Source organism: Antarcticibacterium flavum, from assembly GCF_006159205.1.
In the GTDB taxonomy this organism is placed as follows: Bacteria; Bacteroidota; Bacteroidia; order Flavobacteriales; family Flavobacteriaceae; genus Gillisia; species Gillisia flava.
In genome coordinates, this window is record NZ_CP040812.1 from 2,601,203 (window position 1) to 2,625,977 (window position 24,775).

25 protein-coding genes and 1 tRNA gene are annotated in these 24,775 nt (G+C 41.0%); 11 read left to right on the top strand and 15 right to left on the bottom strand.

Annotated elements, in window-relative coordinates; all coding sequences use genetic code 11:
* Nucleotides 1-43 precede the first annotated feature (43 nt).
* The 8 genes from FHG64_RS11125 (at nt 44) to FHG64_RS11160 (ending at nt 5,587) form a co-directional block, all read left to right on the top strand.
* Nucleotides 44-1,186, top strand: coding sequence for a 1-acyl-sn-glycerol-3-phosphate acyltransferase (locus FHG64_RS11125; RefSeq protein WP_139067953.1), 1,143 nt, complete (start codon nt 44-46; stop codon nt 1,184-1,186).
* The gene (locus FHG64_RS11130) at nt 1,170-2,198 is read left to right on the top strand and encodes an asparaginase (RefSeq protein ID WP_139066471.1); all 1,029 of its coding nucleotides are present in this window, start codon (nt 1,170-1,172) and stop codon (nt 2,196-2,198) included. The genes FHG64_RS11125 and FHG64_RS11130 overlap by 17 nt, the downstream gene beginning before the upstream one ends.
* 71 nt (nt 2,199-2,269) lie before the next feature.
* Nucleotides 2,270-2,357: transfer RNA gene (locus FHG64_RS11135), tRNA-Ser, on the top strand.
* Nucleotides 2,358-2,427: 70 nt separating this feature from the next.
* Complete coding sequence (locus FHG64_RS11140; protein ID WP_139066472.1) at nt 2,428-3,225, top strand: MotA/TolQ/ExbB proton channel family protein; 798 nt, start codon at nt 2,428-2,430, stop codon at nt 3,223-3,225.
* 12 nt (nt 3,226-3,237) lie between these two features.
* Entirely contained in the window at nt 3,238-3,675 is a 438-nt protein-coding gene (locus FHG64_RS11145) for a hypothetical protein (protein ID WP_139066473.1), read from the top strand.
* A 3-nt stretch (nt 3,676-3,678) separates the two neighbouring features.
* Entirely contained in the window at nt 3,679-4,287 is a 609-nt protein-coding gene (locus tag FHG64_RS11150) for an ExbD/TolR family protein (RefSeq protein WP_139066474.1), read from the top strand.
* A 15-nt stretch (nt 4,288-4,302) separates the two neighbouring features.
* Nucleotides 4,303-4,779, top strand: coding sequence for an ExbD/TolR family protein (locus tag FHG64_RS11155; RefSeq protein WP_139066475.1), 477 nt, complete (start codon nt 4,303-4,305; stop codon nt 4,777-4,779).
* A gap of 103 nt (nt 4,780-4,882) precedes the next feature.
* Nucleotides 4,883-5,587 carry a porin family protein gene (locus FHG64_RS11160; RefSeq protein ID WP_139066476.1) on the top strand — a complete coding sequence of 235 codons (705 nt, stop codon included), beginning with the start codon at nt 4,883-4,885 and terminating at the stop codon, nt 5,585-5,587.
* Nucleotides 5,588-5,668: 81 nt separating this feature from the next.
* Here the strand turns inward: FHG64_RS11160 and FHG64_RS11165 are convergent, their stop codons facing one another.
* The 8 genes from FHG64_RS11165 to pyrH all read right to left on the bottom strand — a co-directional run bounded on the left by FHG64_RS11165 (nt 5,669) and on the right by pyrH (nt 16,565).
* Complete coding sequence (locus FHG64_RS11165) at nt 5,669-6,274, bottom strand: hypothetical protein (RefSeq protein ID WP_139066477.1); 606 nt, start codon at nt 6,272-6,274, stop codon at nt 5,669-5,671.
* On the bottom strand, nt 6,274-7,737 hold the full coding sequence (gene rpoN, locus FHG64_RS11170) for an RNA polymerase factor sigma-54 (protein ID WP_139066478.1): 1,464 nt from the start codon (nt 7,735-7,737) through the stop codon (nt 6,274-6,276). The genes FHG64_RS11165 and rpoN overlap by 1 nt, the downstream gene beginning before the upstream one ends.
* A 114-nt stretch (nt 7,738-7,851) precedes the next feature.
* The gene (locus tag FHG64_RS11175; protein WP_139066479.1) at nt 7,852-8,700 is read right to left on the bottom strand and encodes an RluA family pseudouridine synthase; all 849 of its coding nucleotides are present in this window, start codon (nt 8,698-8,700) and stop codon (nt 7,852-7,854) included.
* 9 nt (nt 8,701-8,709) lie between these two features.
* Nucleotides 8,710-10,152, bottom strand: coding sequence for an asparagine--tRNA ligase (gene asnS, locus FHG64_RS11180; protein WP_139066480.1), 1,443 nt, complete (start codon nt 10,150-10,152; stop codon nt 8,710-8,712).
* A gap of 68 nt (nt 10,153-10,220) precedes the next feature.
* Complete coding sequence (locus tag FHG64_RS11185; protein ID WP_139066481.1) at nt 10,221-12,623, bottom strand: efflux RND transporter permease subunit; 2,403 nt, start codon at nt 12,621-12,623, stop codon at nt 10,221-10,223.
* A gap of 78 nt (nt 12,624-12,701) precedes the next feature.
* Nucleotides 12,702-15,143, bottom strand: coding sequence for a DUF5686 family protein (locus FHG64_RS11190; RefSeq protein ID WP_139066482.1), 2,442 nt, complete (start codon nt 15,141-15,143; stop codon nt 12,702-12,704).
* Between the two features lie 120 nt (nt 15,144-15,263).
* Nucleotides 15,264-15,818 carry a ribosome recycling factor gene (frr, locus tag FHG64_RS11195; RefSeq protein WP_139066483.1) on the bottom strand — a complete coding sequence of 185 codons (555 nt, stop codon included), beginning with the start codon at nt 15,816-15,818 and terminating at the stop codon, nt 15,264-15,266.
* Between the two features lie 39 nt (nt 15,819-15,857).
* Complete coding sequence (pyrH, locus tag FHG64_RS11200; protein WP_139066484.1) at nt 15,858-16,565, bottom strand: UMP kinase; 708 nt, start codon at nt 16,563-16,565, stop codon at nt 15,858-15,860.
* Nucleotides 16,566-16,782: 217 nt separating this feature from the next.
* On the opposite strand from pyrH, the gene FHG64_RS11205 reads away from it, so the two are divergent.
* Nucleotides 16,783-17,475 carry a zinc metallopeptidase gene (locus FHG64_RS11205; protein WP_139066485.1) on the top strand — a complete coding sequence of 231 codons (693 nt, stop codon included), beginning with the start codon at nt 16,783-16,785 and terminating at the stop codon, nt 17,473-17,475.
* Nucleotides 17,476-17,542: 67 nt separating this feature from the next.
* On the opposite strand, the gene FHG64_RS11210 is transcribed toward FHG64_RS11205, so the two are convergent.
* The 4 genes from FHG64_RS11210 to FHG64_RS11225 form a co-directional block, all read right to left on the bottom strand.
* Nucleotides 17,543-18,070 carry a ferritin gene (locus tag FHG64_RS11210; RefSeq protein WP_139066486.1) on the bottom strand — a complete coding sequence of 176 codons (528 nt, stop codon included), beginning with the start codon at nt 18,068-18,070 and terminating at the stop codon, nt 17,543-17,545.
* Nucleotides 18,071-18,182: 112 nt separating this feature from the next.
* The gene (locus FHG64_RS11215; RefSeq protein ID WP_139066487.1) at nt 18,183-18,491 is read right to left on the bottom strand and encodes a hypothetical protein; all 309 of its coding nucleotides are present in this window, start codon (nt 18,489-18,491) and stop codon (nt 18,183-18,185) included.
* Nucleotides 18,492-18,534: 43 nt separating this feature from the next.
* Complete coding sequence (locus FHG64_RS11220) at nt 18,535-19,005, bottom strand: Lrp/AsnC ligand binding domain-containing protein (RefSeq protein WP_139066488.1); 471 nt, start codon at nt 19,003-19,005, stop codon at nt 18,535-18,537.
* 23 nt (nt 19,006-19,028) lie between these two features.
* Nucleotides 19,029-20,402, bottom strand: a complete 1,374-nt coding sequence (locus tag FHG64_RS11225) for a saccharopine dehydrogenase family protein (RefSeq protein WP_139066489.1) — start codon at nt 20,400-20,402, stop codon at nt 19,029-19,031.
* Nucleotides 20,403-20,478: 76 nt separating this feature from the next.
* On the opposite strand from FHG64_RS11225, the gene FHG64_RS11230 reads away from it, so the two are divergent.
* Nucleotides 20,479-20,868, top strand: coding sequence for a DUF423 domain-containing protein (locus tag FHG64_RS11230; protein ID WP_139066490.1), 390 nt, complete (start codon nt 20,479-20,481; stop codon nt 20,866-20,868).
* A gap of 78 nt (nt 20,869-20,946) precedes the next feature.
* The gene (pckA, locus tag FHG64_RS11235) at nt 20,947-22,545 is read left to right on the top strand and encodes a phosphoenolpyruvate carboxykinase (ATP) (RefSeq protein ID WP_139066491.1); all 1,599 of its coding nucleotides are present in this window, start codon (nt 20,947-20,949) and stop codon (nt 22,543-22,545) included.
* A gap of 53 nt (nt 22,546-22,598) precedes the next feature.
* Here the strand turns inward: pckA and FHG64_RS11240 are convergent, their stop codons facing one another.
* The 3 genes from FHG64_RS11240 to FHG64_RS11250 form a co-directional block, all read right to left on the bottom strand.
* Nucleotides 22,599-23,030, bottom strand: coding sequence for a lipocalin-like domain-containing protein (locus FHG64_RS11240; protein WP_139066492.1), 432 nt, complete (start codon nt 23,028-23,030; stop codon nt 22,599-22,601).
* 254 nt (nt 23,031-23,284) lie between these two features.
* Nucleotides 23,285-24,031 carry a uroporphyrinogen-III synthase gene (locus tag FHG64_RS11245; RefSeq protein WP_139066493.1) on the bottom strand — a complete coding sequence of 249 codons (747 nt, stop codon included), beginning with the start codon at nt 24,029-24,031 and terminating at the stop codon, nt 23,285-23,287.
* A gap of 20 nt (nt 24,032-24,051) precedes the next feature.
* Nucleotides 24,052-24,711, bottom strand: coding sequence for a DUF4271 domain-containing protein (locus tag FHG64_RS11250; RefSeq protein ID WP_139066494.1), 660 nt, complete (start codon nt 24,709-24,711; stop codon nt 24,052-24,054).
* Nucleotides 24,712-24,775 lie beyond the last annotated feature (64 nt).

Sequence of the window (24,775 nt, forward strand, 5' to 3'; positions counted from 1 at the left end):
TAATTTTTAATTTTGTTCATTTGTCAAGCCAACCAATATGCCAGTGTCAAATTTTGAAGATATAAGATTCTTTAAGGATAGTGAAGTGCAGCCTGCATTGCAGCAGTACGTCAATCATCCTATGATCAAAGCCTTACTGCAGTTCACTTTTCCTGAAAAATCTTACGAGGAGATCAAGAAAATTGTGCAGGAGTGTCATTCTATAAGGGATTTCCAAACCAAAATTATCTATACCACCGTTCAAAAGGTGCTGGAAAAAAGTTCTGAAGGACTTAGTTACCATGGTTTTGAGAAATTGAAACGGGATGAATCATATATGTTCATTTCCAATCACCGGGATATTATTCTCGATACCAGTTTGCTTAATTGTGTGCTTTACGAACAGGACCTTATCATGACAGCTTCAGCTATTGGGGATAACCTGGTTAAAAAGCCCTTTCTGTTATTGTTGTCAAGGATAAACAGGAATTTCCTTGTTCAGCGTGGCCTGGGACCCAGGGAAATGCTGAAGAGCTCTCAAAATCTTTCAGAATATATTAAACATTTGCTCCTGGAAGGAAAGCGGTCGGTGTGGATGGCGCAGCGCGAAGGGCGTACAAAGGATGGAAATGATACTACCCAACAAGGTGTTTTGAAGATGCTTGCGATGGCAAAGGGCGATAAGACCATTGCCGAATATTTTTCAAAAATCAAGATCGTGCCCGTTGCGATTTCCTATGAGTTTGATCCTACAGATATACTCAAGATGCCAGAGATCATGGCAAAAAGAATGGAGGAAACATACATAAAATCTGCCAATGAGGATTTTAACTCCATTATGAAAGGGGCGTTGGGTAATAAAGGTAGGATACATATAGAAGCAGGTAACCCCTTATCTCAAAACTGGTTTGAGGAAATTGAGAAACAGGAAACTTCAGTCAATGATTTTCTTAAGGCTATTGCACGCAATATAGATGAGGAGATACATGCCAATTATAAACTTTGGCCTGCCAATTACATTGCCTGTGACTTATTGCACAACAGTGATGAGCACGCTTCACATTATACCGATAAGGAAAAAAGACAGTTCGAAAGGCGGTTAACCAGGCGCATAGATTGTAAAAATGCCCTGGAAGTGAACAGTTATCTATTAATGTATGCCAATCCCGTTATAAACCAGGAGCGCCTTGATGAAAACAAAGTCTAATATCTTACTTATTTATACCGGTGGTACAATTGGTATGATCAAAGATTTTGAGACCGGTGCTTTAAAGGCTTTTAATTTTAGCGAGCTGCTTCAAAATATCCCTGAATTAAAACTCCTGGAGCATAATATAGACACTATAAGTTTCAAGGAGCCAATAGATTCTTCAAACATGAATCCCGGCTACTGGACCCAAATAGCCAAGATCATTGAGGAACGCTTTGAGAATTATGATGGGTTTGTAGTGCTTCATGGAAGTGATACCATGTCTTATACGGCAGCTGCATTAAGCTTCATGTTTGAAAACCTTACAAAGCCTATAATTTTTACAGGTTCCCAGCTGCCCATTGGGGATCTAAGGACCGATGCCAAGGAAAATCTTATTACAAGTATACAAATAGCGGGGTTACAAAAACAGGGTAGGCCCGTAATATCTGAGGTTTGTCTTTATTTTGAGTATAAGCTGTACAGGGGCAACCGCACAACTAAGATCAATGCCGAACATTTCCAGGCTTTTTCATCTCCTAATTATCCTGCCCTTGTAGAATCTGGTGTCTTCCTTTCTGTGAATCACGGTGCTTTATGGAAGACCAATAGGAGGAAAAGAACCATCCTTCATACAGATTTTAAAGACGATGTCCTTATTTTGAAGATGTTTCCCGGTATCAATGAGCAAACCGTGGACCACATTCTTTCAAGAAAAAGGCTAAAAGGGGTGGTGCTGGAAACTTATGGGAGCGGGAATGCACCCACGGCAGATTGGTTTATAAAAGTATTGAAAAAGCACATTTCCCGTGGCCTTTTAGTTGTAAATGTAACCCAATGTACCGCCGGTAGTGTGTCGATGGGGCAATATGAAACCAGTACACAGCTAAAAAAACTGGGTGTTGTATCAGGAAAAGACATCACAACAGAGGCTGCAGTGGCAAAATTAATGTATCTTTTGGGAAAGGATTTATCTCCTAAAGTGTTCAAAACCATCTTTGAGACTTCGCTGCGTGGGGAAATGTTGTAAAATTAACGACCGATGTTTGATGGTTAACAAATTTTTTTGTTATTTGGCGCACCAAATTAGCACAATATAATAGAGAGGTGGCCGAGTGGTCGAAGGCGCACGCCTGGAAAGTGTGTATACCCCAAAAGGGTATCGAGGGTTCGAATCCCTTCCTCTCTGCAAAGTGTTTTTTTAAAAAAATATTTTTATATCTTTAACCCTTTAACTAATTAAATTAAGACAAACAGTAATGAAAAGATTATTTTCAACTTTGGTAATCGCTTCGATTATGTTATTTGGAGCAGCACAGGTAAATGCTGCAAATTACGTGACTGCACAGCCAGATAACATCGTGAATTTTATTCAGGATGAAGAAGCAGCCCTCGATATAGACGAGGAAGAATCCGTTGGTTTTCACCAGGAATTAAAAAGACGGTTTATTGAGGGTGGACCCGGCTTTATGGGGATCGTACTTCTTTGTTTAATTCTAGGTTTGGCAATTGCCATTGAGAGGATCATCTTTTTAAACCTTTCTACTACAAACACAAGAAAACTTGCTCAGGATGTAGAAGACGCTCTAAATAGTGGTGGTGTTGAAGCTGCTAAAGAAGTTTGTCGTAACACAAGAGGTCCTGTTGCTTCTATTTATTACCAGGGTCTTGACCGTGCAGATGAGAGCATCGAGGCAGCAGAGAAAGCTGTTGTTGCTTACGGTGGTGTTCAAATGGGACAACTTGAAAAGAACGTTTCCTGGGTATCTCTATTTATCGCTCTTGCTCCTATGCTTGGGTTCATGGGTACAGTAATTGGTATGATCCAGGCCTTTGATAGAATTGAGGCTGCTGGAGATATGCAACCTTCCCTTGTAGCAGGTGGTATTAAAGTAGCACTTCTTACAACTGTATTTGGTCTTATTGTTGCTATTATTCTTCAAATATTTTATAACTACATTATCGCTAAGATAGATAGCATTGTGAATGATATGGAAGATGCTTCCATCCTTCTTATCGACATGCTTGTTGACTATAAAAACAGAAAAAGAATCTAAGAGCTATAAACTATGACCATTCATAAAATTTTAAAATATTTAGCACTCGTTATTGGTGTCATAGGTCTTATCCTTTTGGGTAGAATTATTATGGCGGGCGATGATGCTATAGAAGCCTCGGCTTCCGAACAGGCAAGTTATCTGGAACCTATGATGTGGCTGGCATATATAGTTATGGCAGTGATCATAGTCCTGGTTCTATTCTTTGTCGTGAAAGGACTGTTCCGTGGAAATATTAAAAACACTCTAATCTCTGTAGGAGCCTTTTTACTTATTGTTGTTATTGCTTACGTTATCACAGGTGGAGAAGCGATCACATTAAGAGATGGTACCACTGTCTCTGCCAATGCTTCCCATTGGATAAGCACTGGACTTGTAGTATTCTACATCCTTGCAGCAATTGCAGTAGGCGCAATGGTGCTTTCCGGGATTAGAAAATTAATAAAGTAAATTATGGCTAGAAGATCATCACCAGAAATCAATGCGGGTTCGATGGCAGATATTGCCTTCCTTCTCCTTATTTTCTTTCTGGTTACAACAACGATGGAGACGGATATGGGGATTAGCCGAAAGCTGCCTCCTATCCCGGAGGACAATGTGGAGCCGCCTGTAATTAAGCAAAAGAACATTTTTACGGTAATTGTAAGTCGTGATAATGAATTGCTTGTAGAGGATGAGCTTATGGAACTTAGTGAACTTCGCCAGGCGGCGGTAGAGTTTCTTGATAATGGTGGTGGTTTTGGCGAGGAAGCCTGCGATTATTGCCAGGGAATTCGTGACCCACAATCATCAGATAATCCTGAGAAAGCTATTATATCCCTGGTGAATGACAGAAGGACCGAGTATAGAACGTATATCTCTGTTCAAAATGAGTTGGTTGCAGCCTATAATCAATTAAGAAATCGTGAAGCTCAAAGGTTGTATGGAACTTCTTTCACACAGATGGAAGCAAATTACAACAGCCCTAATTTTAGAGGGGATAAGGAGACACTTAAGGAGCGTATCGATATTATTAAGGAGATGTATCCTCAAAAATTATCTGAAGCAGAACCAACAAGCTAGAAAAACACTTGAACTATGTCTAAATTTAAAAAGAAAAAAGATGGAGGACTTCCGGCTGTAAACACAGCGTCGCTGCCGGATATCGTTTTCATGCTGCTTTTCTTCTTTATGGTTGCCACGGTAATGCGTCAAAATACATTGATGGTGCAAAATCAATTACCGTTCGCAGACCAGGTTGAGAAGCTGGATAAAAAGGATTTGGTAATGTATATCTATGCAGGTAAGCCCAATCCAAGATATCAACAGCGATTTGGTACAGAGGCCCGTATACAGTTAAACGATAAGTTTGCTGACGTGAGTGAAGTACAACAGTTCATCTATTCTGAAAGAGAATCAAAGCGTGAAGAGCTGGTTCCATACTTGACTACAGCCTTAAAGGTTGATGTTGAAACCAATATGGGTCTTGTTTCTGATATTAAGCAGGAGCTAAGAAAGGCTGAAGCGCTTAAGATCAACTACACCACTTTAACCGGTGACGTGCAGAAGAATTAATAAATAATTTTATTATTACTGTTTAAAAACATCCCGCCGGGACTACCGGTTTTGGGATGTTTTTTTTTACTTTTAATCCCGTGGCCTTCAAATTTAGAAATTTATGAAATACTGGTTCCTGTTTTTATGTAGTATATTCCTGGCTGGTGAGGCCATTGCGCAGGAGCCTGTTAATATCGCGCCTACAGTTATAGACAGTTCATACAGAGAGGACCAGATATATATAGGCCTTACCTTTCATGTTTTGGGTGCTCTCCCTGGTGAGGTGTCACAGCAAGGACTATCGGGAGGGTTTCACGCTGGTTTTATCAGGGATTTTCCTATCAATAAACGAAGGAATATTGCCATTGGTACCGGCCTGGGGTGGTCAATCAATACTTATGGCCACGAGTTGTTCGTAGGGCAGGAAACAGGGGGGGCTACTATTTTCAGAGATCTTAATGCCCAGGATGTGATCTATGAAACCAACAGGTTTTCCACGCAATTGGTTGAAGCTCCTATTGAATTTCGATGGAGGACTTCCACACCTGAAACCTACAGATTCTGGAGAATATATACCGGTGTACGATTAGGTTATATTTATAACTTTAAATCCAATTTCAAACAGGAAGGCAACCGGGTGATCCAGCGCGACCTCCCGGAACTCGAGCGTTTTCGCATTGGTACTACTTTTACTTTTGGATATAATACCTTTAACTTTCATGTCTACTACAGCCTTAATTCTTTCTTCAGGGATGCTCAACTACCAGACGGGACTGCTGTAGATGTCACGACATTTAAGTTGGGACTTATGTTCTACATCCTTTAAAAAATCCTTGCACCCTGGCTATAAATAAATATAACACCCGGTTTTCCTGAGGTGTTGAATGTCTTGCCAATACTAAAAATTTTATAACCAAAAATTTAAAACTATAATCTGCGGGAGCAGGCCTATGAAAATTCCAAGCCCAAGCTCAGCCCAGGTATGTGCCTTGAATTCCAGCCTTGAGGTCGCTGTTAAACCTAATGCTGCTACAATAAAGGAGACCCTGTAAATCAAGTTTATCCTGTAATAGATGCTAAGTGCCAGCAGGAACATTAAAATACCGCTAAGGCCAATCATATGCAGGCTAACTTTAAAGTTAACCAGTGACAGCAGGAAGGCTGTAAGGGTGGAGAATAGTATTCCCGCAAAAAAATAATAGAGGGCAGGATAGTTAAAAGGGTCAAGGATCTGGTAAAGATTAAGACCAATAAGAAGATTGTAAAAAAATAAAGGCCACCTGCGCTCCTTCACATCGCCCAGGAACATGGATTGAGCCTTTCCCAGGTTCTTAAGCAGGAAATAGAAAACTATGGGAATGAACAGGGTTGTAATGGCAATAGCCAGGAGTTTTGCCTTAATTAATGGCAAAGGGAAAAACCGGGGAGTGATAAAAAAATAGAAAAGGCTTCCTGCAATTGGCATCCATAAAGGATGAAAAATATAGGAGGCACTTCTTAAAACAGCCCGCATTAGATCTCTTTTCTCATTCGGGCCACAGGAATGTCCAGCTGTTCCCGGTATTTGGCAACGGTACGCCTTGCAATTGGATAACCCTTTTCCTTTAATAATTTCGCCAGTTTCTCGTCTGTAAGGGGTTTTCGTTTATCCTCATCTTCAATAGACATTTCAAGGATCTTTTTTATCTCCCTTGTAGATACATCTTCCCCCTGGTCATTCTTCATGGATTCAGAGAAAAATTCCTTTATAAGTTTAGTGCCGTAGGGAGTATCTACATATTTACTGTTGGCCACCCTGGAAACGGTAGAGACATCCATGCCAATTTCATCGGCTATATCTTTAAGGATCATAGGCCTTAAATTACGCTCATCTCCTGTGAGAAAATATTCCTTCTGGTAATTCATGATGGAACTCATAGTCACCATAAGAGTTTGTTGGCGCTGTTTGATAGCTTCAATAAACCATTTTGCCGAGTCCAGCTTCTGCTTAATGAACATCACCGCATCCTTCTGCGCTTTGGTCTTTTCTTTTGACTCTTTGTAACCCTTGAGCATGTTATTGTAATCATTGGAGATATGCATTTCTGGAGCGTTCCTGCCGTTCAGGCTAAGTTCCAATTCCCCGTCTACGATCTTTATGGTAAAATCTGGGATCACATGTTCTACAAGACGTATATTACCGGCAAAGGTGCCGCCCGGTTTTGGGTTTAGATGTTCAATTACATCTATAGCATCCCTCAATTCATCTTCACTAATATCGTGGCGTGAAAGTAATTTGGAATAATGTTTTTTGCTGAAGTGGTCAAAAGACTTTTCAAGCAGGTCTATGGCCAGGGAAACATCTTTTTTAGGCTCCTTCCTGTGAAGTTGGATGAGCAGGCATTCCTGAAGGTTTCTGGCTCCAACCCCTGCCGGGTCGAGTTCCTGAACCTGTTTCAGGACTTTTTCAACAGCTTCCTCATCTGTGTAAACATTTTGGGTGAAGGCGAGGTCATCTACAATATCCTGCACACTCCTGCGTATATAACCGCTTTCATCTACACTTCCTACCAGGAAATCTGCAATCTCCTTCTCGGTCTCGCTTAACCTGAAGGTGCTTAATTGTGATTTTAAGTATTGGGAAAATGAGGTCCCGGAGGCATATGGTACCTGCCTGTCCTCATCATCTGCACTATAATTATTTGCCTGCAGCCTGTAACTTGGGATCTCATCATCACTAAGGTACTCATCAACATCTATATCACTCTCTATGGTTTCATTTCCATAGTCATCATCTTCATACTCGCTGTTGGAAAATTCATCATCAAAATCCCCTTCAATATCTTCCTTTCCATCTTCCAGCGCAGGGTTCTCCTCAAGTTCCTGTTTGATGCGCTGTTCAAAAGCCTGGGTAGGCAATTGTATAAGCTTCATCAACTGGATTTGTTGAGGGGATAGCTTCTGTGATAATTTAAAATTTAATTGCTGTTTTAGCATAAATAACTAATTGACTTCTCTTACAAATTTAAGCAAAAACAATGCGAATACAGCTTTGGCACAAAGAATGGTGCTGGTAAAATTTTGTTAAGAAGGCGACAGGGCTGTTAAAAACTATAATTTCCTGAATTTCAACGGGCGGTCTAAGCATAGGGAGACAGGCTCTCCCATAACGGGATGTTCAAATCTAAGCCCTGTGGCCGCCAAATACATTCCTTTAAGAGCGGGATTAGCCTGCGGGTTGCCGTAATCTCCATCTCCCACGATTGGAAAGCCGTTCATTGACAGGTGTCTTCTAATTTGATGGGTCCTGCCGGTTGCCGGATACGCCTGTACAAGAGAGAAATCCTTTCCGGACTTTTCGAAGTGTTCCAGGAGTTCTACTAACGTCTCTGCGGGTTTCTCATCGAGGAGGTTGGTATAAACAGCAGTACCCGAAAAATGACCTTCTACCAGTGCGAGATAGGTCTTTTTAATTTTTCTAAGCTCAAGGTCTTTGGAGAGGTTTGTGTGTGCACCGCGAGTTTTGGCGACGATAAGCATTCCGCTGGTAGGATTATCCAGCCGGTGGACCGGCATGGGCCGGGGCAGGGTATCGATTTGTGATGAGGGGGATAAATTAATTGGTAAGGCATTCTCAACTGTCCTGAAATAATTTCCGCTGGTAGGTATACCTGCAGGTTTATTGATCACCGCCATAAACTCATCTTCAAAAATGACCTCCAGTTTAAGTTCAAAGGACTTTTTAAATGCGGTTCTTTGTTTTAGAAGGAAAATGGTTTGGCCTTCTTTGATCCAGTCTCCTGTAGCGGCAATTTTATTGTCAATGAGGATTTCCTCTCTTTTGATGGCCTTTTTGACAGCAGTTCTGGTAGGGAGGGATTTGAATACCAGATGCGCATATTCCTGCAATCTTATATTTTCTGAGATTGCAGGGACTATATGCGTTTCTAAAATATCCAATATCTGGTCTTAAAATTCAGCATTCTGCGGGGTGCGGGGAAAAGGTATTACATCACGAATGTTTGTCATTCCTGTTACGAACTGCACAAGGCGCTCAAAACCTAATCCAAAACCACTGTGCACGCAAGTTCCAAATCTCCTGGTATCAAGGTACCACCACAGCTCTTCCTCATCTATATCCAGGGCCTTCATTTTCTCCTTCAGGACTTCAAGACGTTCCTCTCTTTGAGAACCTCCTACTATTTCACCTATCCCCGGGAACAGGATGTCCATTGCGCGAACTGTTTTTCCATCCTCGTTAAGGCGCATGTAAAACGCCTTGATATTGGCAGGATAATCAAAAAGGATCACAGGGCTTTTAAAGTGCTTCTCCACCAGGAATCTCTCATGTTCACTTTGTAGGTCGGCTCCCCATTCTTCAATGATATACTGGAACTTCTTCTTTTTGTTCGGTTTGGAGTTTTTCAGGATCTCAATAGCTTCAGTATAGCTTACCCTTTTGAAATTGTTTTCTGTAACAAATTTAAGCTTATCCAGAAGGCTCATATCGCTGCGTTCCTCCTTGGGTTTGGTCTTATCTTCATTCTCCTGGCGGGCAGCAAGGAATTCAAGATCATCCTTGCAATGCTTCAAAGCATAATTTACCACGTATTTTATAAAATCCTCAGCAAGGTCCATGTTCTGGTCCAGATCGCAAAAAGCTACTTCGGGCTCAATCATCCAGAATTCTGCCAGGTGGCGGGAGGTATTGGAATTTTCAGCTCTAAAAGTGGGTCCAAAGGTGTATATCTGTCCAAGGCCCATAGCATATGTTTCCCCTTCCAGCTGTCCTGAAACGGTCAAATTGGTCTCTTTTCCGAAGAAATCCTTTTTAAAGTCAATGCTTCCATCCTCATTCTTTGGTGGGTTTTTTATATCCAGTGCAGTAACCCTAAACATTTCCCCTGCGCCTTCAGCATCACTGCCAGTAATGATTGGGGTGTGTACATAATGAAAATTATTCTGCTGGAAATAGCTGTGAACAGCAAAAGAAAGTTTGCTTCTTACCCTCATTACCGCACCAAAGGTGTTGGTACGTATTCTAAGGTGGGCCTGTTCCCTCAGGAATTCAAGGCTATGACGTTTTGGGGAAAGAATAGTTAATTTTACCTCCTCAGGATTGGCATCACCAAGAATCTCCACGCTTTTCACCTCAACCTCTACACTTTGCTGGCTGCCCAGGCTTTCTTTAAGTGTTCCAACCACTTTGATCGCGGCTCCTACTGTTATGCGTTTAAGGACCTCTTCCTTTGTATTTTCAAAATCAATGACACATTGCATGTTGTTAATAGTAGAACCATCGTTTACCGCAATGAAGCGGTTACTACGAAAAGAACGCACCCAACCTTTTACTTCTACTTCCTGTAAAAACTGGTTGCTATTTAATAATTCAGCAATCTTTGCTTTGATCATTTTTGATTGGATTTTTGTGGCTCAAATATAAATCTTCCTTTACTGCTTAGCAAGTGACAGAATTTTTATTATTGATTCGTTTCTTTTAATATATCATCTTCTTCTGCTATGATCTCAATAGCAGGTTCTTTTAAAGTTTCCTTGTTGGCTATGCTTTTCTCCAGGGACAATAATAAGGAAGGCAGTAACAATAAATTGGCCAGCATGGCAAACAAAAGGGTGGCAGATACCAGCCCGCCCAGGGCTACCGTACCTCCAAAACTGCTTATCATAAATACAGAGAAGCCAAAGAAGAGTACAATGGAAGTATAGAACATAGATACCCCGGTTTCTCTAAGAGCCGCATAGACAGAGCGCTTGATCTTCCAGTTATTGGCCTTTAACTCCTGCCGGTACTTTGCAAGGAAATGTATAGTGTCGTCAACGGATATTCCAAAAGCAATACTAAAGACCAGTATGGTAGAAGGTTTAATTGGAACTCCTAAAAAGCCCATCATACCAGCGGTTACCAATAAAGGCAGCAGGTTGGGAATAAGCGACACCAGGATCATCCTGAAGGAACGGAACATCCAGGCCATAAGCAGGGCAATGAGGAATATGGCCAGTGAAAGCGAGATTATTAGGTTTTTGACTAAATAGGAGGTTCCTTTTTGAAAAATGAGGGCCTTTCCTGTCATGGTTACATCATATCTATCCTCAGGGAAGATCCTGTTGATCTGTGGCCAAAGGCCTGCCTCGATCCTGTTCATTTCCTCTGTGCCTATATCTTTCATAAATGTTGTCATCCTGGCGTACTGCGCGGTTGAATCCACATAAGCTGAAAGCAGGTTCCCATCGTTGGAGATTCCCTTAAGATAAGATGATATGAAATTTTGTTCCTGTGATGTGGGCAGCTGATAATATTTTGGGTTGCCGTTGTAATAGGCCTGTTTGGAATATTTCGCCAGCCTCACAACAGAGAGAGGGGAAGAAAGTTCAGGTACATCTGTAATAGCCGTTTCCAGCTCTTCCATTCTTTTCAAATTTGACAATGAAAGAGCTCCTCTTGGACGTTTGGTGTCAATAAGTATCTCCAGTGGCATAACCCCGTTGAACTCCTCCTCAAAGAATTTTACATCCTGAAAAAAATCTGCTTCCTGAGGCATATCCTCAAGTAAACTTCCCGAAATGCGAATATTGTAGATCCCTATGATACTTGCGGCGAGCAGTATCACAGATGTTATGTAGATCGTGATGCGGCGGTGCCGTACCATGCGTTCCATCCAGTCAACAAAACCTCCAATCCACCGTTTATTAAGGTGCTTGAGGTGCTTTTCCTTTGGATGGCGCATATAACTGTAAATAATGGGAATAATCACCAGGCTCAAAACGAAGATTGCCAGGATATTTATTGAGGCTACTATACCAAATTCGGTTAGCAGCTTGCTGTCTGTAAGAATAAAAGTAGCAAAGCCCGATGCTGTTGTAACATTGGTGAGCAGGGTGGCATTTCCCACTTTGGTTATTACTCGCTGCAGTGATTTTGCCTGGTTCCCGTGGTTCTTTATTTCCTGCTGATATTTATTGATAAGGAAAATACAGTTGGGGATCCCAATCACAATTATTAAGGGCGGGATAAGTGCCGTAAGGACCGTGATCTCATAATTGAAAAGCCCAATCACCCCAAAGGCCCACATCACTCCAATCATTACTGTCACCATGGAGATCACTGTCGCACGAACAGACCTGAAAAAGAAAAAGAAGATTATAGATGTGACCAGTAAGGCTGCTCCAATAAATAACCCAATTTCATCGATGATGTTTTGAGAGTTAAGGGTTCTTATATATGGCATCCCCGAAACATACACCTCCAGGTCATTGTCCTTCTCAAAATTCTCAATAAGTGGCTGTAACTCATCTGTAACAAAGACCTTGCGCTCCTCAGAATTCACGATATCCTCATCCAGGTACAGAGCAGATTGCACAGTGTTAGACGTTTTGCTGTACACCAGGTTCTCATAGAATGGTAGACGGTTGAAAAGTTCTTCCCTGTAGTTGGCAACATCTGTACTGTCCCATTCTTTATCCTCAACAAAGGGAACCATTTCGAACCTGTTGGGGTCTTCAAATTTTTCGAGTTTCTGAAGGTTCCCTATAGCTATCACATTTTCAACCTCGCTATATGATTGTAGTTTTTTGGTGAGGTCGTTCCAGGCTGTAAATTTTTCAGGAGTAAAAAGAGTAGGATCCTTAACTGCGATAACGATAAGATTACCTTCCTCTCCAAACTTTTCAAGGAAATCATTGTAAACAAGATTAATCTCATGTTCATCTGGCAGCAAGTTTGCCTCGGTATAGGAAAATCGCATATGCTGCCATTGAGTGGCGAGGAATATGGTTATCCCTATTATGATTGTTATAAAAACTAGCCGGTTTCTAAGAATTACTCGTGCAATTGAATTCCAGAAGCCAAAACTGAAAATTTTTGACATGGGTATTTTTTAAGCGAGTGCAAAGTTAAGAAATCAGACAGTATTTATTGATCCTAAGCAGGTTAATCTGGGAAGGAATTAAAGCTGAAACTCAAATGTGAATTTAAGGGAAAAATTCTCTTTAAAAGTAGGCAGGTGGTAGGCCCCGTAACGATAGGCAGCGCTTAGACCAAAACCCAATAGGATCTGGTTAAGTTCCAGCCCGCTTTCAGAATATCCATGTTGCAGGGTATTGAAGCTAATATTTTGATGAGCGGCGGGATTTTGAAAATCTCCAATAACGTGCCGGGTTACCAGGACAAGTCTTGGATTGGAAATGCTACCGATATTAATTGGCCTGAATTGATGGCGAAGGTGGACTGCCGCCTGCCGGTCACTAAAAAATTCGTTGAAGTACATGGTCTCAAAACTTATCTTACCTGCAATAGCAAACCTATCCAGAATATTGGGGCGGTTGGCATTATTGGGAAATGCATGGAAGGCATGTGTTAAGGGGAGGTCCCCAAATCCCAGGTTGCCTTCCAGGGTGACCTGGGTGTAGGATTCATCCAGTCTTTCCCGTGCATACTGGACCTTTAAGCCAACCTTAGTAAAATCAAAATCTCCACCTAATACTCCAGAAAAGGACCTGGAGACCTGCCCGGTGATAAGAGGATAATTGCTCTTATAACTGCTAAAATCTTCAGGAGTACTTATAAACTGGCTAAATGGCTGCCATAAAAAAGAAAGTGTAGCTTCAGAGATCGTGTAATCCCTATAAATTTCTCCATCATGGAGAAAAGCATAATCCCTTAACTGGAAGATATCATTGCGGGCAAATTGTAATTCAGTATCCAGTCTTGGAGTAAACCGGTGTTCCAGGCTGCTTTCTAACTTTCTATAGCCGTAATAATAGCTTATATTCACAGTACGCGGTTCAAAGATGGAGAATTCTCTAACATCCTTAAGGTATTCATAAACCGCGACTTCTCGTATATCATCATTATACCTAAGGTTCCACCAGGTTCCTGTGCGTTGATTGAGTAAAGCCCCAGCGCCCACTCCATATTTGAACCTGTGATCTTTAAAACCGTATACTCCATACCCCTCCAGCCTGAAATTTTCTGAAAAATTGCGATTAGTTTGTCCACCGGCTCCCAGTCTAATCCCCTCGTAATTATTAAAATGGAGAAACCTGCTAAGTTTAAAATCCCAAATGCCTACCGGGAAAAAGCCATTGGCAATGGCATCATTTATCTCGATCTTTCTAAGGGTGTTATCCCTTAGAATGCGCCTTCTCACCTGTGGAGCCGTATAATTGTCCCGTGAAGAAAAATCTATCTTTCGGTTTTCCTTCCAAAAGCCGGGGCTCCTATTGACTGCGCTATCCAGAACCTTGATGTGTGCAGTGTATTTGGGTATTGCGATCTCCTTCTCAAGGTCAAGCCCATAGTAATGGGTTTGAGAAAGCAACGCAAGATCCTCTTCAATCTCTTCCGGTTGAAGAAGAATATCCAGAGGGGAGAAAGTTTTTTGGACCGTTCCCAGGGAAATACTGGCTCCAAAAATGCTAATATTCTTTCCTCCCGTTCCTGGACTAAGTGTTAGGGTTTGTTCCTCTGGAAACCACAGGTCCTCCTCTTCAAGATAGGTATATTGGTGAACTGCTTCCATGGCGATTTTCCCGGCAATGCCTAGTTTTGCATATTGTATGGCCAGCGAAGAGGTATTGAGAAAAAGAATTCCTTCTACACCAGATATTACCCCTGGCCGTCGGGGTTTGAGGTGAATAACATACACTTCCCTGCCTTTATGAACCAGCGTATCCCGCAGGGTAAATGTATAGTTCTTTAAAGCACGGGATGCCAGGGGGCCGGCGTAGGTGGTGTTATATATGGAATATTCCTTTTTATAAAGTGATGGAGGTTCGAGTTCCAGTTCCAGGACCTCATAGGCAGGCTCATCAAAACCTGCAGTTTCAAACCCCTCAATGACCTGCCTTTTTGGTTCCCCATCTGCATAAAGATAAGTTGCTACCTTCTCGCTTAAAAAGCTATTGCCACCTGTTGGATCCTGATCCCGCAGGTCCTGAGCCAATTTGGCCTGCCGTTCAATACTAAGTTTATTGTAACTTTTATGGGAATAGGAATGTAATTTTTGATCTGGATCATTCGCTGCTTTTGAGGCTATTGCTTCTTTAATGATCTCAATAGCAGGTGTCAAATTTGGTTGAGATTGTACAGGAGCTAATGGATCAAGGCGCACTTCGAGGAAAACCTGTGAAGGTAGAACTTCTATAGTTCGCGGTTTATAGGCCGGGTAAGTTATCTTCACCTCCTTCTTCTCTCCAGATTTCCTGAAACGATACTGCCCAAGGCCATCGGTAAAATCGATCTCACCGGAAGAAAATTCCAGCATGGCATAAGGAAATGCCTCTCCGGTATCATTTACCAATTTAAGGGTTTGGGAGGAAAGGGGAGACAGGCATAGGAAAAAGATCCCCCAGCTTATAAAAATGCGTCTAATTAATTCCTTCCTCATTAGTGTGTCTATAATAAGTCAATACGGAAGAGCAGCAGGTAAATTAAAAAAGCCTCACGATATTGATCTTTTGTATTCAATATAGTGAAGCCTTATTATTTTTAAAAGAATAGCAGTAATTTATACTGTCATTATTTCTTTTTCCTTGTTCTCAAATATGGTATCAACTTTTTTGATGTAGGTGTTGGTTAATTCCTGAATATTCTCTTCTGCGATCTTCATTGCGTCTTCAGAAATATCCACTTTTTTAAGCTCATTGTTTGCAACCTTACGGTCATTTCGAATCCCGATCTTTGCCTCTTCAGCCTCAGCCTTAGCCTGCTTGGCCAATTCGCGGCGGCGTTCTTCTGTCAAGGGCGGCACATTAATGATAACACTTTCACCATTGTTCATTGGGTTAAAGCCAAGATTCGCAACCATGATGCCTTTTTCTATTTGGGGAATTGTTCCTCTTTCAAAAGGTTGTACTGTAATTGTACGGGCATCTGGGGTATTGACGTTGGCCACCTGGTTCAAAGGGGTCATGCTGCCATAGTATTCTACCATTACGCTACCAAGCATAGCCGGGCTGGCCTTACCTGCGCGTATATTAAGCAGCTGTTTCTCCAGGTGCTTAATGGCCTTTTGCATATTTTCCTCTGTGCTTTCCAGTATAAAATCTACTTCCTCGTTCATTTTTTTAAAGCTTATAGATGAATAAAGTATTCAGTGAGTTTATAAATTTACTTTTGTTCCTATCTTTTCTCCTGAAACTACTTTATGTAGATTTCCGGGGGTGTTCATATCAAAAACTATAATTGGCAACTGGTTTTCCTGGCTAAGAGTAAATGCAGTGGTATCCATCACTTTCAATCCTTTTTTAAGAACATCGTCAAAAGAGATATAATCAAATTTGGTTGCCATTTTGTCCTTTTCAGGGTCGGCAGTGTAAATTCCGTCAACTCGTGTTCCTTTTAAGATGACATCTGCATGGATCTCAATTGCCCGCAACACTGCAGCAGAATCTGTTGTGAAATATGGATTCCCGGTACCACCGCCAAAAATTACTACTCTTCCTTTTTCCAGGTGGCGTATAGCTTTCCTTCTTATAAATGGTTCTGCCACTTCATTGATCTTGATGGCAGATTGCAGCCTGGTTTGCACCCCTGCATCTTCCAAAGCACTTTGCAAGGCAAGCCCGTTGATCACAGTGGCCAACATTCCCATGTGATCCCCCTGTACACGGTCCATACCCTTGCTGGCTCCTGCTACTCCCCTAAAAATGTTTCCTCCACCAATTACTATAGCGACTTCAACACCAAGGTCTGTTACTGATTTTATTTCTTCAGCATACTCGCTAAGGCGTTGTGGGTCTATTCCATATTGACGGTTTCCCATTAAAGCCTCGCCAGATAACTTCAGAAGAATTCTATTGTATTGCATATATATTTTATGGATGAGTGATGCAAATATAGACAATATCTTAATTTGAGGATAATCGTGTGGAATGGTTTGTATTCATATTCAAAATTTTAGGATATATTTTGCATTATGGGGGCAGCAGACGTAGTAATTTGGCGCTTTTCACACCCCTGTCATCCCGATCAATTTGGCGGGATTTTTGCTATCTTTGATCTGACTAAAATTTAAAGATAAATCTATGTTAGGATATTATGTTATTGCCGGGCTCATTTTTATAGTGAGCTTATATGTGAGTAATAAATTGAAGAGCAAATTCAAGAAATATTCACAGGTTCATTTGCAAAATGGACTTAGCGGGAAGGAGATCGCTGAAAAAATGCTGCGGGATAATGGTATTACAGATGTGAAGGTTATCTCGACCCCTGGAATGCTAACAGATCATTACGACCCTTCCAAAAAAACGGTTAACCTTAGTGAAGGTGTATATAGCCAGCGCAATGCAGCAGCAGCTGCCGTCTCTGCCCACGAGGTAGGACACGCGGTGCAACATGCAAAGGCCTATGATTGGTTACAAATGAGGAGTAAGCTTGTGCCGGTAGTGAGTGTAGCCTCCAAATTTTCACAATGGGCTATTATGGGTGGTTTGATCCTTATGACAATGGTATCTGTAGGTGTTGGACAAACTGTCCTGCTTATAGGAATCATATTATATGGTATGGGGACGCTCTTTAGTTTTGTGACCCTACCTGTAGAATATGATGCGAGTAAAAGAGCACTGGTTTGGTTGGAGAATGAGAATATGCTTACAGCACAGGAACATGAAGCTGCAGAGGATTCCCTAAAATGGGCCGCACGTACTTATGTAGTGGCGGCAGTTGGTTCCCTTGCGACTCTTTTATACTTTATTAGTATATACCTGGGAAGGGATTAATATCCCTGGATGAAATAAAAAAATGGGCGGTTGAAAAACCGCCCATTTTTTTTGCTTTTAAGTATTATTACGGCTGGTCCTCCCTAATTCCGGGAATCCTTTCATCGATAAATTTTAATGCCATTCCCTCTGTTCCCATAAGGTCAAACAGCTCAAGTGCTCTCCTAAAGGTTTGCTCTTCTTCCATTTGTTCCTTTACGAACCACTGTAGGAAATACTCAGATGTTAGGTCCTGTACCTTTCTACACTTGAGAACTATGTTATGAATGGATTTGGTGATGGCAATCTCCTGGTCTAATGCGTTTTCAAAGATCTCCTCAAGAGAGTTATAATCGTGTGAGATATTAGAAACTTCAGGTGAGTAAGCCGTACCTCCATTGTCATTTATGAAGTGGAAGATCCTCATCATGTGCTCCCTTTCTTCCTGGGATTGCTCATAGAAGAATTTCGCACTGTTTATGAGTCCGTTTTGATCGCACCAGGATGCCATCGCCAGATATACCGATGATGAATGTGCTTCTTTTTTTATCTGTTCATTCAGCAGGTCCATGATATCCACATGGAGGCTGAGTTTTTGTCTTACCAGGTCTTTCATTTCTTTTTTTTTAAAGTTAAACAAATTTGAAGAAGGCGCACAAATATGCCCTTAATTTAGAAATAGTCTTGGTAAGCTTACAGGAGAGTTTGATGTGGTTACAAATAGAAGGCTAGGTGGTAACCAGGGAATTTAACTCCAGCATTGCAAAAGTGCCACGCACAGATTCTTTAAGATCTACAGTTTCCAGGGTGTTGAAGATGAACATATGTTCCCGGTTGCATAACATTAGGATCTCCATCCCGTGGGGATTAGTTCCATCAAAATGAGAATCAAGATCTATTTTTCTAACCTGCTGTCGAAGGGCCAGTAACTGGCAAAAGCTAAGTTTTACAACCTTATGGCCAAAATCAAAATAAAAGCACCGTCCGCGATCAGACTGATAGGAGGTGAAGAATTGAGACTGGTGAAGTAATTTCATTTCGGGGACAAAAATATTTCTTATTTAGAATTAATCCAAATATTTATACTTTAATTTGTCGCTGAATTTGTTGATTAAGGGAAATAAATGTCTCAGTCCTTGATACGCCTTCTATGGCCTGGATATTTTTGTTTAGCACATTCATAAGATGTTCATTATCGCGGCATAGGATCTTCAGGAAAATTGACCAGTTTCCTGTGGTATAATGACATTCCAAAACTTCGGGGATCTCGTTTAATTTCTTCACCGCCTGCGGGTTGCTTACAGCCTTGTCGAGATATACTCCTACAAAAGCAAGGGTGGTATATCCAAGTATCCTTGGGTTTATCATTAGCTTGGAGCCCTCGATCAATCCCGCCTTTTCCAGCTTTCTAAGTCGCTGGTGAATAGCCGCTCCACTAATCCCAATACTCCTGGCGATCTCAAGAATTGGTTTTCTCGCATCTTCCATGAGATAATTAAGGATGGTTTTGTCTATCCCATCTATACTTACTTTTTCATCTACTATTTTCATATCCCGATCTTATTCTTGATTTTCTAATTACCCACTTCGCCCAGTGGGTTATAACCCAGGTATTCGGTTTGCGTCTCTTTAAAAACAATTCCGTTTGTTTCCAGCTCCTTTAAAATTGGCTCATAAACTTCTTTGGTAATAGGCACCTGTACCCCGGGAGTCACGATCTTTTCATTCAGGATGGCAAGGGCTGCTATGGCAACAGGTAAGCCTACTGTTTTGGCCATCGCAGTCTTTTGCTGGTCTTCTCCTATGTGCACCATGGTGGAATCGATTTGTTTCTTTTCCCCATTGAGTTCATAGCCAAATTTATGATACATTACGATCATATCCTTGTCATCTTCAGCCAGGGACCATTTTTCCTCAAGAATCTTTTGAAGAGCCTGTGCCGGGGTAGCATTGGCGATACCCAATTTCTTTTCAGCATTAAAAAGGTCCAGCTCCAAAAGCTTTTCCCACATAATATCGTCCTGGTCGATCTTAAGGTTGTGACGTAACTTTAGCTCAACAGAATCTGTAGGGGAATAGGGGAGGAAGGAATTTACAAAATCCCGGTAACTCATATTCTCACTATCCTCCAGCTCATACGTATCATCTGTCATTCCCAGCTGCACAAACATATTCCATGCCCTGCTGAAGCCTACACGGCGAATGGTACCACGGTAAAGGGTGTGAATATCTTCCAGCCCATAGACACTCCTGTAGTCAAGGGAATTCCTGTTGGCATAGCCTTCAAATTTCCCGTAGCCTTCAATTTGAAAGAATTCGGTGCGGCGAAATAATCTGTGATATGGAATATATTTGTATTTTCCTTCCTGGATGAATTTCGCTACCCCTCCCTGGCCAGCAACCACTACATTACGGGGGTTCCAGGTGAATTTGTAATTCCAGAGGTTGGTGTCACTCTCTGGCGCTACCAGCCCACCGGTAAAGGATTCGAACATGAGCATTTTCCCGCCTTTATCCCTTATTCGATCTATAACCTGCATTGCGCTCATATGGTCTATCCCGGGGTCAACCCCAATTTCATTCATGAAAATAAGGTTCTTTTCCTTTACTACGGGATCCAGGGCTTTCATCTCCTTGCTTACATAAGATGCTGTAACCAGGTTTTTTCCAAATTTGACACAATCTTTTGCCACCTCAACATGAAAACGTGCAGGAAGCATGGAAATAACAAGGTGAGTATTCTTTACAGCCTCCGCTCTGCTTTCAGCATTAAAGATATCCAGCGCAAGTGGTTTTGCCCTGGGGTGGCTCCCGGCAATTTTTTTTGCCTGGCTCTCATCCTTATCGGCTATGGTGAGAAATATATTTTCTTTTTCAGATTTTTCTAGTAAATAGGTAATTAAGACTGAGGTGGATTTTCCGGCTCCAATGACCAGTATATGACGCATATTAAATTTTTCTTAATTAATTTTGTAGGCTTGGTTACACGAATGTAATTAAATGTTTACACTTAAAAAACTTGAAATGAGCAGAAGATTCTATATTGCAGGACTGGTTTTTGGCGTGGTTGCGGTTATACTTGGAGCCTTTGCTGCTCATGGCCTTAAACCGCTGCTAACTGTAGATGCGATGCTTACATTTGAGACCGGCGTACGGTACCAAATGTATCACGCTTTGCTCTTTTTATTAATTGGCAATATGAGAGTAAATCCTGCGCCGGTTTTTAAGTGGATATTTTACCTTCTTATAATTGGTATTTTTTTCTTCTCGGGTTCCATTTATTTGCTGGCTACCAATGACCTGACAAGCTGGAATTTTAAGTTCTTAGGGCCCGTAACTCCTGTGGGTGGCAGTTTGTTAATCTTTTGTTGGATTCTTTTACTGTCCTACTTTATAAAGTTAAAAAACAAATAAAAACGAAAATTTTCGACGGCATTAAGTATAAGATTCTATACTTTTGTAGGCCTAAACAAACACACAACCTAAACTTTTATGTTGGCAAATAAACAAATTACGAAATCGATTTCGTTAGAAGATTATGGGATCACTGATGCGCAGGTGCACTATCAACTCCCACCCGAAGAGCTTCACAGGATCACAATTGAGAAGGAGCAGGGTGTTGAGGTAAATTCTGGAGCACTTGCAGTGAACACCGGGGAATTTACAGGAAGATCGCCAAAAGACAGGTTTCTTGTAAAAGATGATGAAACGAGGGACAGAGTATGGTGGGGAGATATAAATATTCCTTTTGATCCAGATAAGTTTGATGCGCTATATGATAAGGTAGTTGAATACCTTTCAGGCAAGGAAGTTTTCGTAAGGGACTCATATGCCTGTGCCGATGAAAATTACAAAACAAATATTCGCGTAGTTAATGAGTATCCCTGGTCCAATTTGTTCGCCTATAACATGTTCCTAAGGCCTACGGAGGAGGAATTGAAGAATTTTAAGGAAGACTGGATAGTTATCAATGCTCCCGGCTTCAAGGCAGATCCCGATGTGGACGGTACAAGACAGGGAAATTTCTCTATTCTTAATTTTACAAAAAAAATTGCGCTTGTTGGGGGTAGCGGTTATACCGGAGAGATAAAAAAGGGAATTTTTTCTGCTCTTAATTTTATACTGCCGGTGCATAAAGATACCTTACCAATGCACTGCTCGGCCAATATTGGACCCGGGGAGGATACCGCTATTTTCTTCGGACTTTCGGGAACAGGAAAAACCACACTTTCTGCAGATCCTAAGAGACGATTAATAGGGGATGATGAACATGGCTGGACAAAAGAAAACACCATTTTTAATTTTGAAGGTGGATGCTATGCCAAGGTAATAAACCTAACAGAAGAAAATGAACCCGATATTTACAGGGCGATCAAACCGGGAGCAATCCTGGAAAATGTAATTATTGATGAGCATGGGGATGTAGATTTTGAAAATACTTCCATTACTCCAAATACAAGAGTAAGTTACCCAATCCATCATATTGACAATATTGTTACTCCTTCTATTGGTGAAAACCCTAAGAATATTTTCTTCCTTACAGCCGATGCTTTTGGAGTATTGCCTCCAATAAGTAAACTTACACCGGGACAGGCCGCCTATCATTTTATAAGTGGATACACTGCTAAAGTTGCAGGAACAGAGGCAGGAGTAGATGAACCACAACCCAACTTCTCTGCTTGCTTTGGGGCTCCGTTTATGCCACTTCATCCAACTGTTTACGGGGAGATGTTAAGCAAGAAAATGAAAGATGCAGGGGTGAATGTTTGGCTGGTCAATACCGGGTGGACCGGTGGGCCATATGGAACAGGAAGCAGAATGAAATTAAAGTACACCAGGGCAATGATAGATGCTGCGCTTGAAGGTAATCTTAATGAGGTAGAATTCACTACCCACCCAATTTTTGGGTTGAAGATGCCTGTAGATTGTCCAAATGTGCCAAACGAGATATTAAACCCAAGGGAAACCTGGAGTGATAAGGAGGCTTATGATGCAAAAGCAAATAAGCTTGCCAATTCCTTTAAAAGCAATTTTTCCAAATTTGAGGAAAACGCAAATGAAGAGATCCTTTCCGGAGGTCCTTTAGTATAAGTTATTACCTGATGTTCAATTGATCCGGTTCTCTTTTGGGGGCCGGATCTTTTTTATTCCCGTGAATAGTACCTTATTTCTTCCTGGGTGCCGTCACCATCGTGATTGTCGGTGTAAATTAATTCCATGGAATTTGTGTCCAGTCGGGCAATTTCCATAGAATACTCCCGGTCATTAGCATCGGTTAGTGTAAGTGTGTAGCCTGTGACATTAAAAGTTCCCAAATGGTCTATACGTTCTTCGCAGCTGGTTATATTTACATAGGTTATTTTATTATCCACTAAAAACTCCAGGAAATCCCTGCCGCATTCTTCATTTCCTGCATAGGGATAGGTCACGCCTTTATATAAAGTTTCTACTGGATACCATTTCCCAATGATGGCTTGCCTAAACTCAGGATCGGGATAATCCAGTTCGCTTGTCGGGCCGGAGCAGTTCATCATACCTGCACACAGGATCACGATTAGAATGATTAAAGTTTTCATATTCTTAGTTCATTTTGCATTACTATAGTAATATTAGAATAAGAATAGCAGAAAAAATTTAAGGGAATGTGAAGTCTCTCCTGGTACAGGTTAAGCTTTCCTTTTTTAAGTAGGGGGAATGTTAGCTAAATATAAAGAGCTGGTTAAGGGAAGGATACAGGAATGTAAACATGGCCCCTTTATAAAAAGCGAAAGCCGGCAAATTCGTTACAATTTTACCGGCTTTCAAAATTACAATGTAGGGAAGTTAATCTTTATTTCTTGTTGGCCTCTTTAATATATTTTTGAAGGGCCATGGTCATTGACGGTGTCTCGGGTGTTGGTGCCATAATATTTACAACAAGGCCATGTTCTTTAGCTGCCTTTGCTGTAGTATTTCCAAATACCGCTATCTTTGTGTCCTTTTGTTCAAAATCGGCAAAATTCTCAAATAAGGATTTGATCCCACTTGGGCTAAAGAAAACCAGGATATCATAATAGACATCTCTAAGGTGGGACAGGTCGCTTACAACGGTCTTGTAGAATACTCCCTGTTTCCAGTCCACGCCCAACTTGTTTAAAGTTTTAGGAACATCTGGCTTCAGCATATCTGAGGCAGGAAGTAAAAATTTTTCATTTTTATATTTCTTAATATATGGAGAAAGTTCAGCAAACGTCCTTTTTCCTACATAGATCTTCCTTTTTCTATATACCACATATTTTTGCAGGTAATATGCCACGGCCTCACTAAGGCAAAAATACTTAAGGGTGTCTGGCACCTTATACCTCATTTCCTCGGCTATGCGAAAAAAATGATCTACCGAGTTTCGACTTGTTAATATTACCGCAGTGTATTTGGTAAGGTCAATTTTTTGTTGCCTTACATCTTTAGAAGATACCCCTTCTACGTGTATAAAGGGAATGAAATCAATTTTTACCTTTTGTTTTTCTTCCAGCTCAGAATACGGTGAGTTTTCTAATTTAGGCTCTGGTTGAGAAATCAAAATTGTTTTCACTTTCATATATTATCACATTTAAAACCTTAGCTTGTTGTAATTAGCTTATACAAAATAACATAAGGGGTAATTTCGAGAGCGCAAAGGTACAAAATAAAATAGAACCAATTACGCGTGATCCAACCCAGATTTTTTTTGGTAATTCTAAAAAATGAGTATAGCGTGGCAACAAGAAAAAATATAATTATTGTCATTATGGCTGCTCTGGCGGGCTCTTGTGAGTAAATAAGAAATATCACCGCCGGGAAGAATAGCAGGGAAATAAAATTGCGATAGGTATGTTTTTGAAATAAATAATGTTCTGCAGTTTCATCTATATCAAAAACGTTAGCAACGATCTTCTCAAGGGTAATTTTAAGCAAGGCAAAAAATCCATAGGCCGTAAAGATCCTTAAAAGAATGATCCAGGAATCGTGTAGCACCGGGGACACAAAGATCCTGTAAAGCACGAAGAGGAACAGGGTAATAATTAGGATATGAACCAGGAACATGATCACATTGAACCCAAAGAGCGCCTTGTGCTCCCTATTCTTAATTATTAAGAATTTCCCTGAATTAAAAATTGATATAAAGTCCTCAAATCTATGCTGGAAGAGCTGTCTTCCCAGTACCAGCAACAATAGCGTGAGTACTATTAAAACTGTGGGGAGGTCATTTGAAGTGCTATATCTTTCGAGGGCTTCCAAACATAATTATTTTATGCAAAGGTATAATTTATAGGGTTAAAAGTTGAAAGTTATTTTGAATGTC

Coding starts and splice junctions, on each gene's coding strand:
- FHG64_RS11130 (WP_139066471.1), top strand. CDS start 1,170: ATGAAAACAAAGTCTAATATCTTACTTATTTATACCGGTGGTACAATT.
- FHG64_RS11140 (WP_139066472.1), top strand. CDS start 2,428: ATGAAAAGATTATTTTCAACTTTGGTAATCGCTTCGATTATGTTATTT.
- FHG64_RS11145 (WP_139066473.1), top strand. CDS start 3,238: ATGACCATTCATAAAATTTTAAAATATTTAGCACTCGTTATTGGTGTC.
- FHG64_RS11150 (WP_139066474.1), top strand. CDS start 3,679: ATGGCTAGAAGATCATCACCAGAAATCAATGCGGGTTCGATGGCAGAT.
- FHG64_RS11155 (WP_139066475.1), top strand. CDS start 4,303: ATGTCTAAATTTAAAAAGAAAAAAGATGGAGGACTTCCGGCTGTAAAC.
- FHG64_RS11160 (WP_139066476.1), top strand. CDS start 4,883: ATGAAATACTGGTTCCTGTTTTTATGTAGTATATTCCTGGCTGGTGAG.
- FHG64_RS11165 (WP_139066477.1), bottom strand. CDS start 6,274: ATGCGGGCTGTTTTAAGAAGTGCCTCCTATATTTTTCATCCTTTATGG.
- rpoN (WP_139066478.1), bottom strand. CDS start 7,737: ATGCTAAAACAGCAATTAAATTTTAAATTATCACAGAAGCTATCCCCT.
- asnS (WP_139066480.1), bottom strand. CDS start 10,152: ATGATCAAAGCAAAGATTGCTGAATTATTAAATAGCAACCAGTTTTTA.
- FHG64_RS11185 (WP_139066481.1), bottom strand. CDS start 12,623: ATGTCAAAAATTTTCAGTTTTGGCTTCTGGAATTCAATTGCACGAGTA.
- FHG64_RS11190 (WP_139066482.1), bottom strand. CDS start 15,143: ATGAGGAAGGAATTAATTAGACGCATTTTTATAAGCTGGGGGATCTTT.
- frr (WP_139066483.1), bottom strand. CDS start 15,818: ATGAACGAGGAAGTAGATTTTATACTGGAAAGCACAGAGGAAAATATG.
- pyrH (WP_139066484.1), bottom strand. CDS start 16,565: ATGCAATACAATAGAATTCTTCTGAAGTTATCTGGCGAGGCTTTAATG.
- FHG64_RS11205 (WP_139066485.1), top strand. CDS start 16,783: ATGTTAGGATATTATGTTATTGCCGGGCTCATTTTTATAGTGAGCTTA.
- FHG64_RS11210 (WP_139066486.1), bottom strand. CDS start 18,070: ATGAAAGACCTGGTAAGACAAAAACTCAGCCTCCATGTGGATATCATG.
- FHG64_RS11215 (WP_139066487.1), bottom strand. CDS start 18,491: ATGAAATTACTTCACCAGTCTCAATTCTTCACCTCCTATCAGTCTGAT.
- FHG64_RS11220 (WP_139066488.1), bottom strand. CDS start 19,005: ATGAAAATAGTAGATGAAAAAGTAAGTATAGATGGGATAGACAAAACC.
- FHG64_RS11225 (WP_139066489.1), bottom strand. CDS start 20,402: ATGCGTCATATACTGGTCATTGGAGCCGGAAAATCCACCTCAGTCTTA.
- FHG64_RS11230 (WP_139066490.1), top strand. CDS start 20,479: ATGAGCAGAAGATTCTATATTGCAGGACTGGTTTTTGGCGTGGTTGCG.
- pckA (WP_139066491.1), top strand. CDS start 20,947: ATGTTGGCAAATAAACAAATTACGAAATCGATTTCGTTAGAAGATTAT.
- FHG64_RS11240 (WP_139066492.1), bottom strand. CDS start 23,030: ATGAAAACTTTAATCATTCTAATCGTGATCCTGTGTGCAGGTATGATG.
- FHG64_RS11245 (WP_139066493.1), bottom strand. CDS start 24,031: ATGAAAGTGAAAACAATTTTGATTTCTCAACCAGAGCCTAAATTAGAA.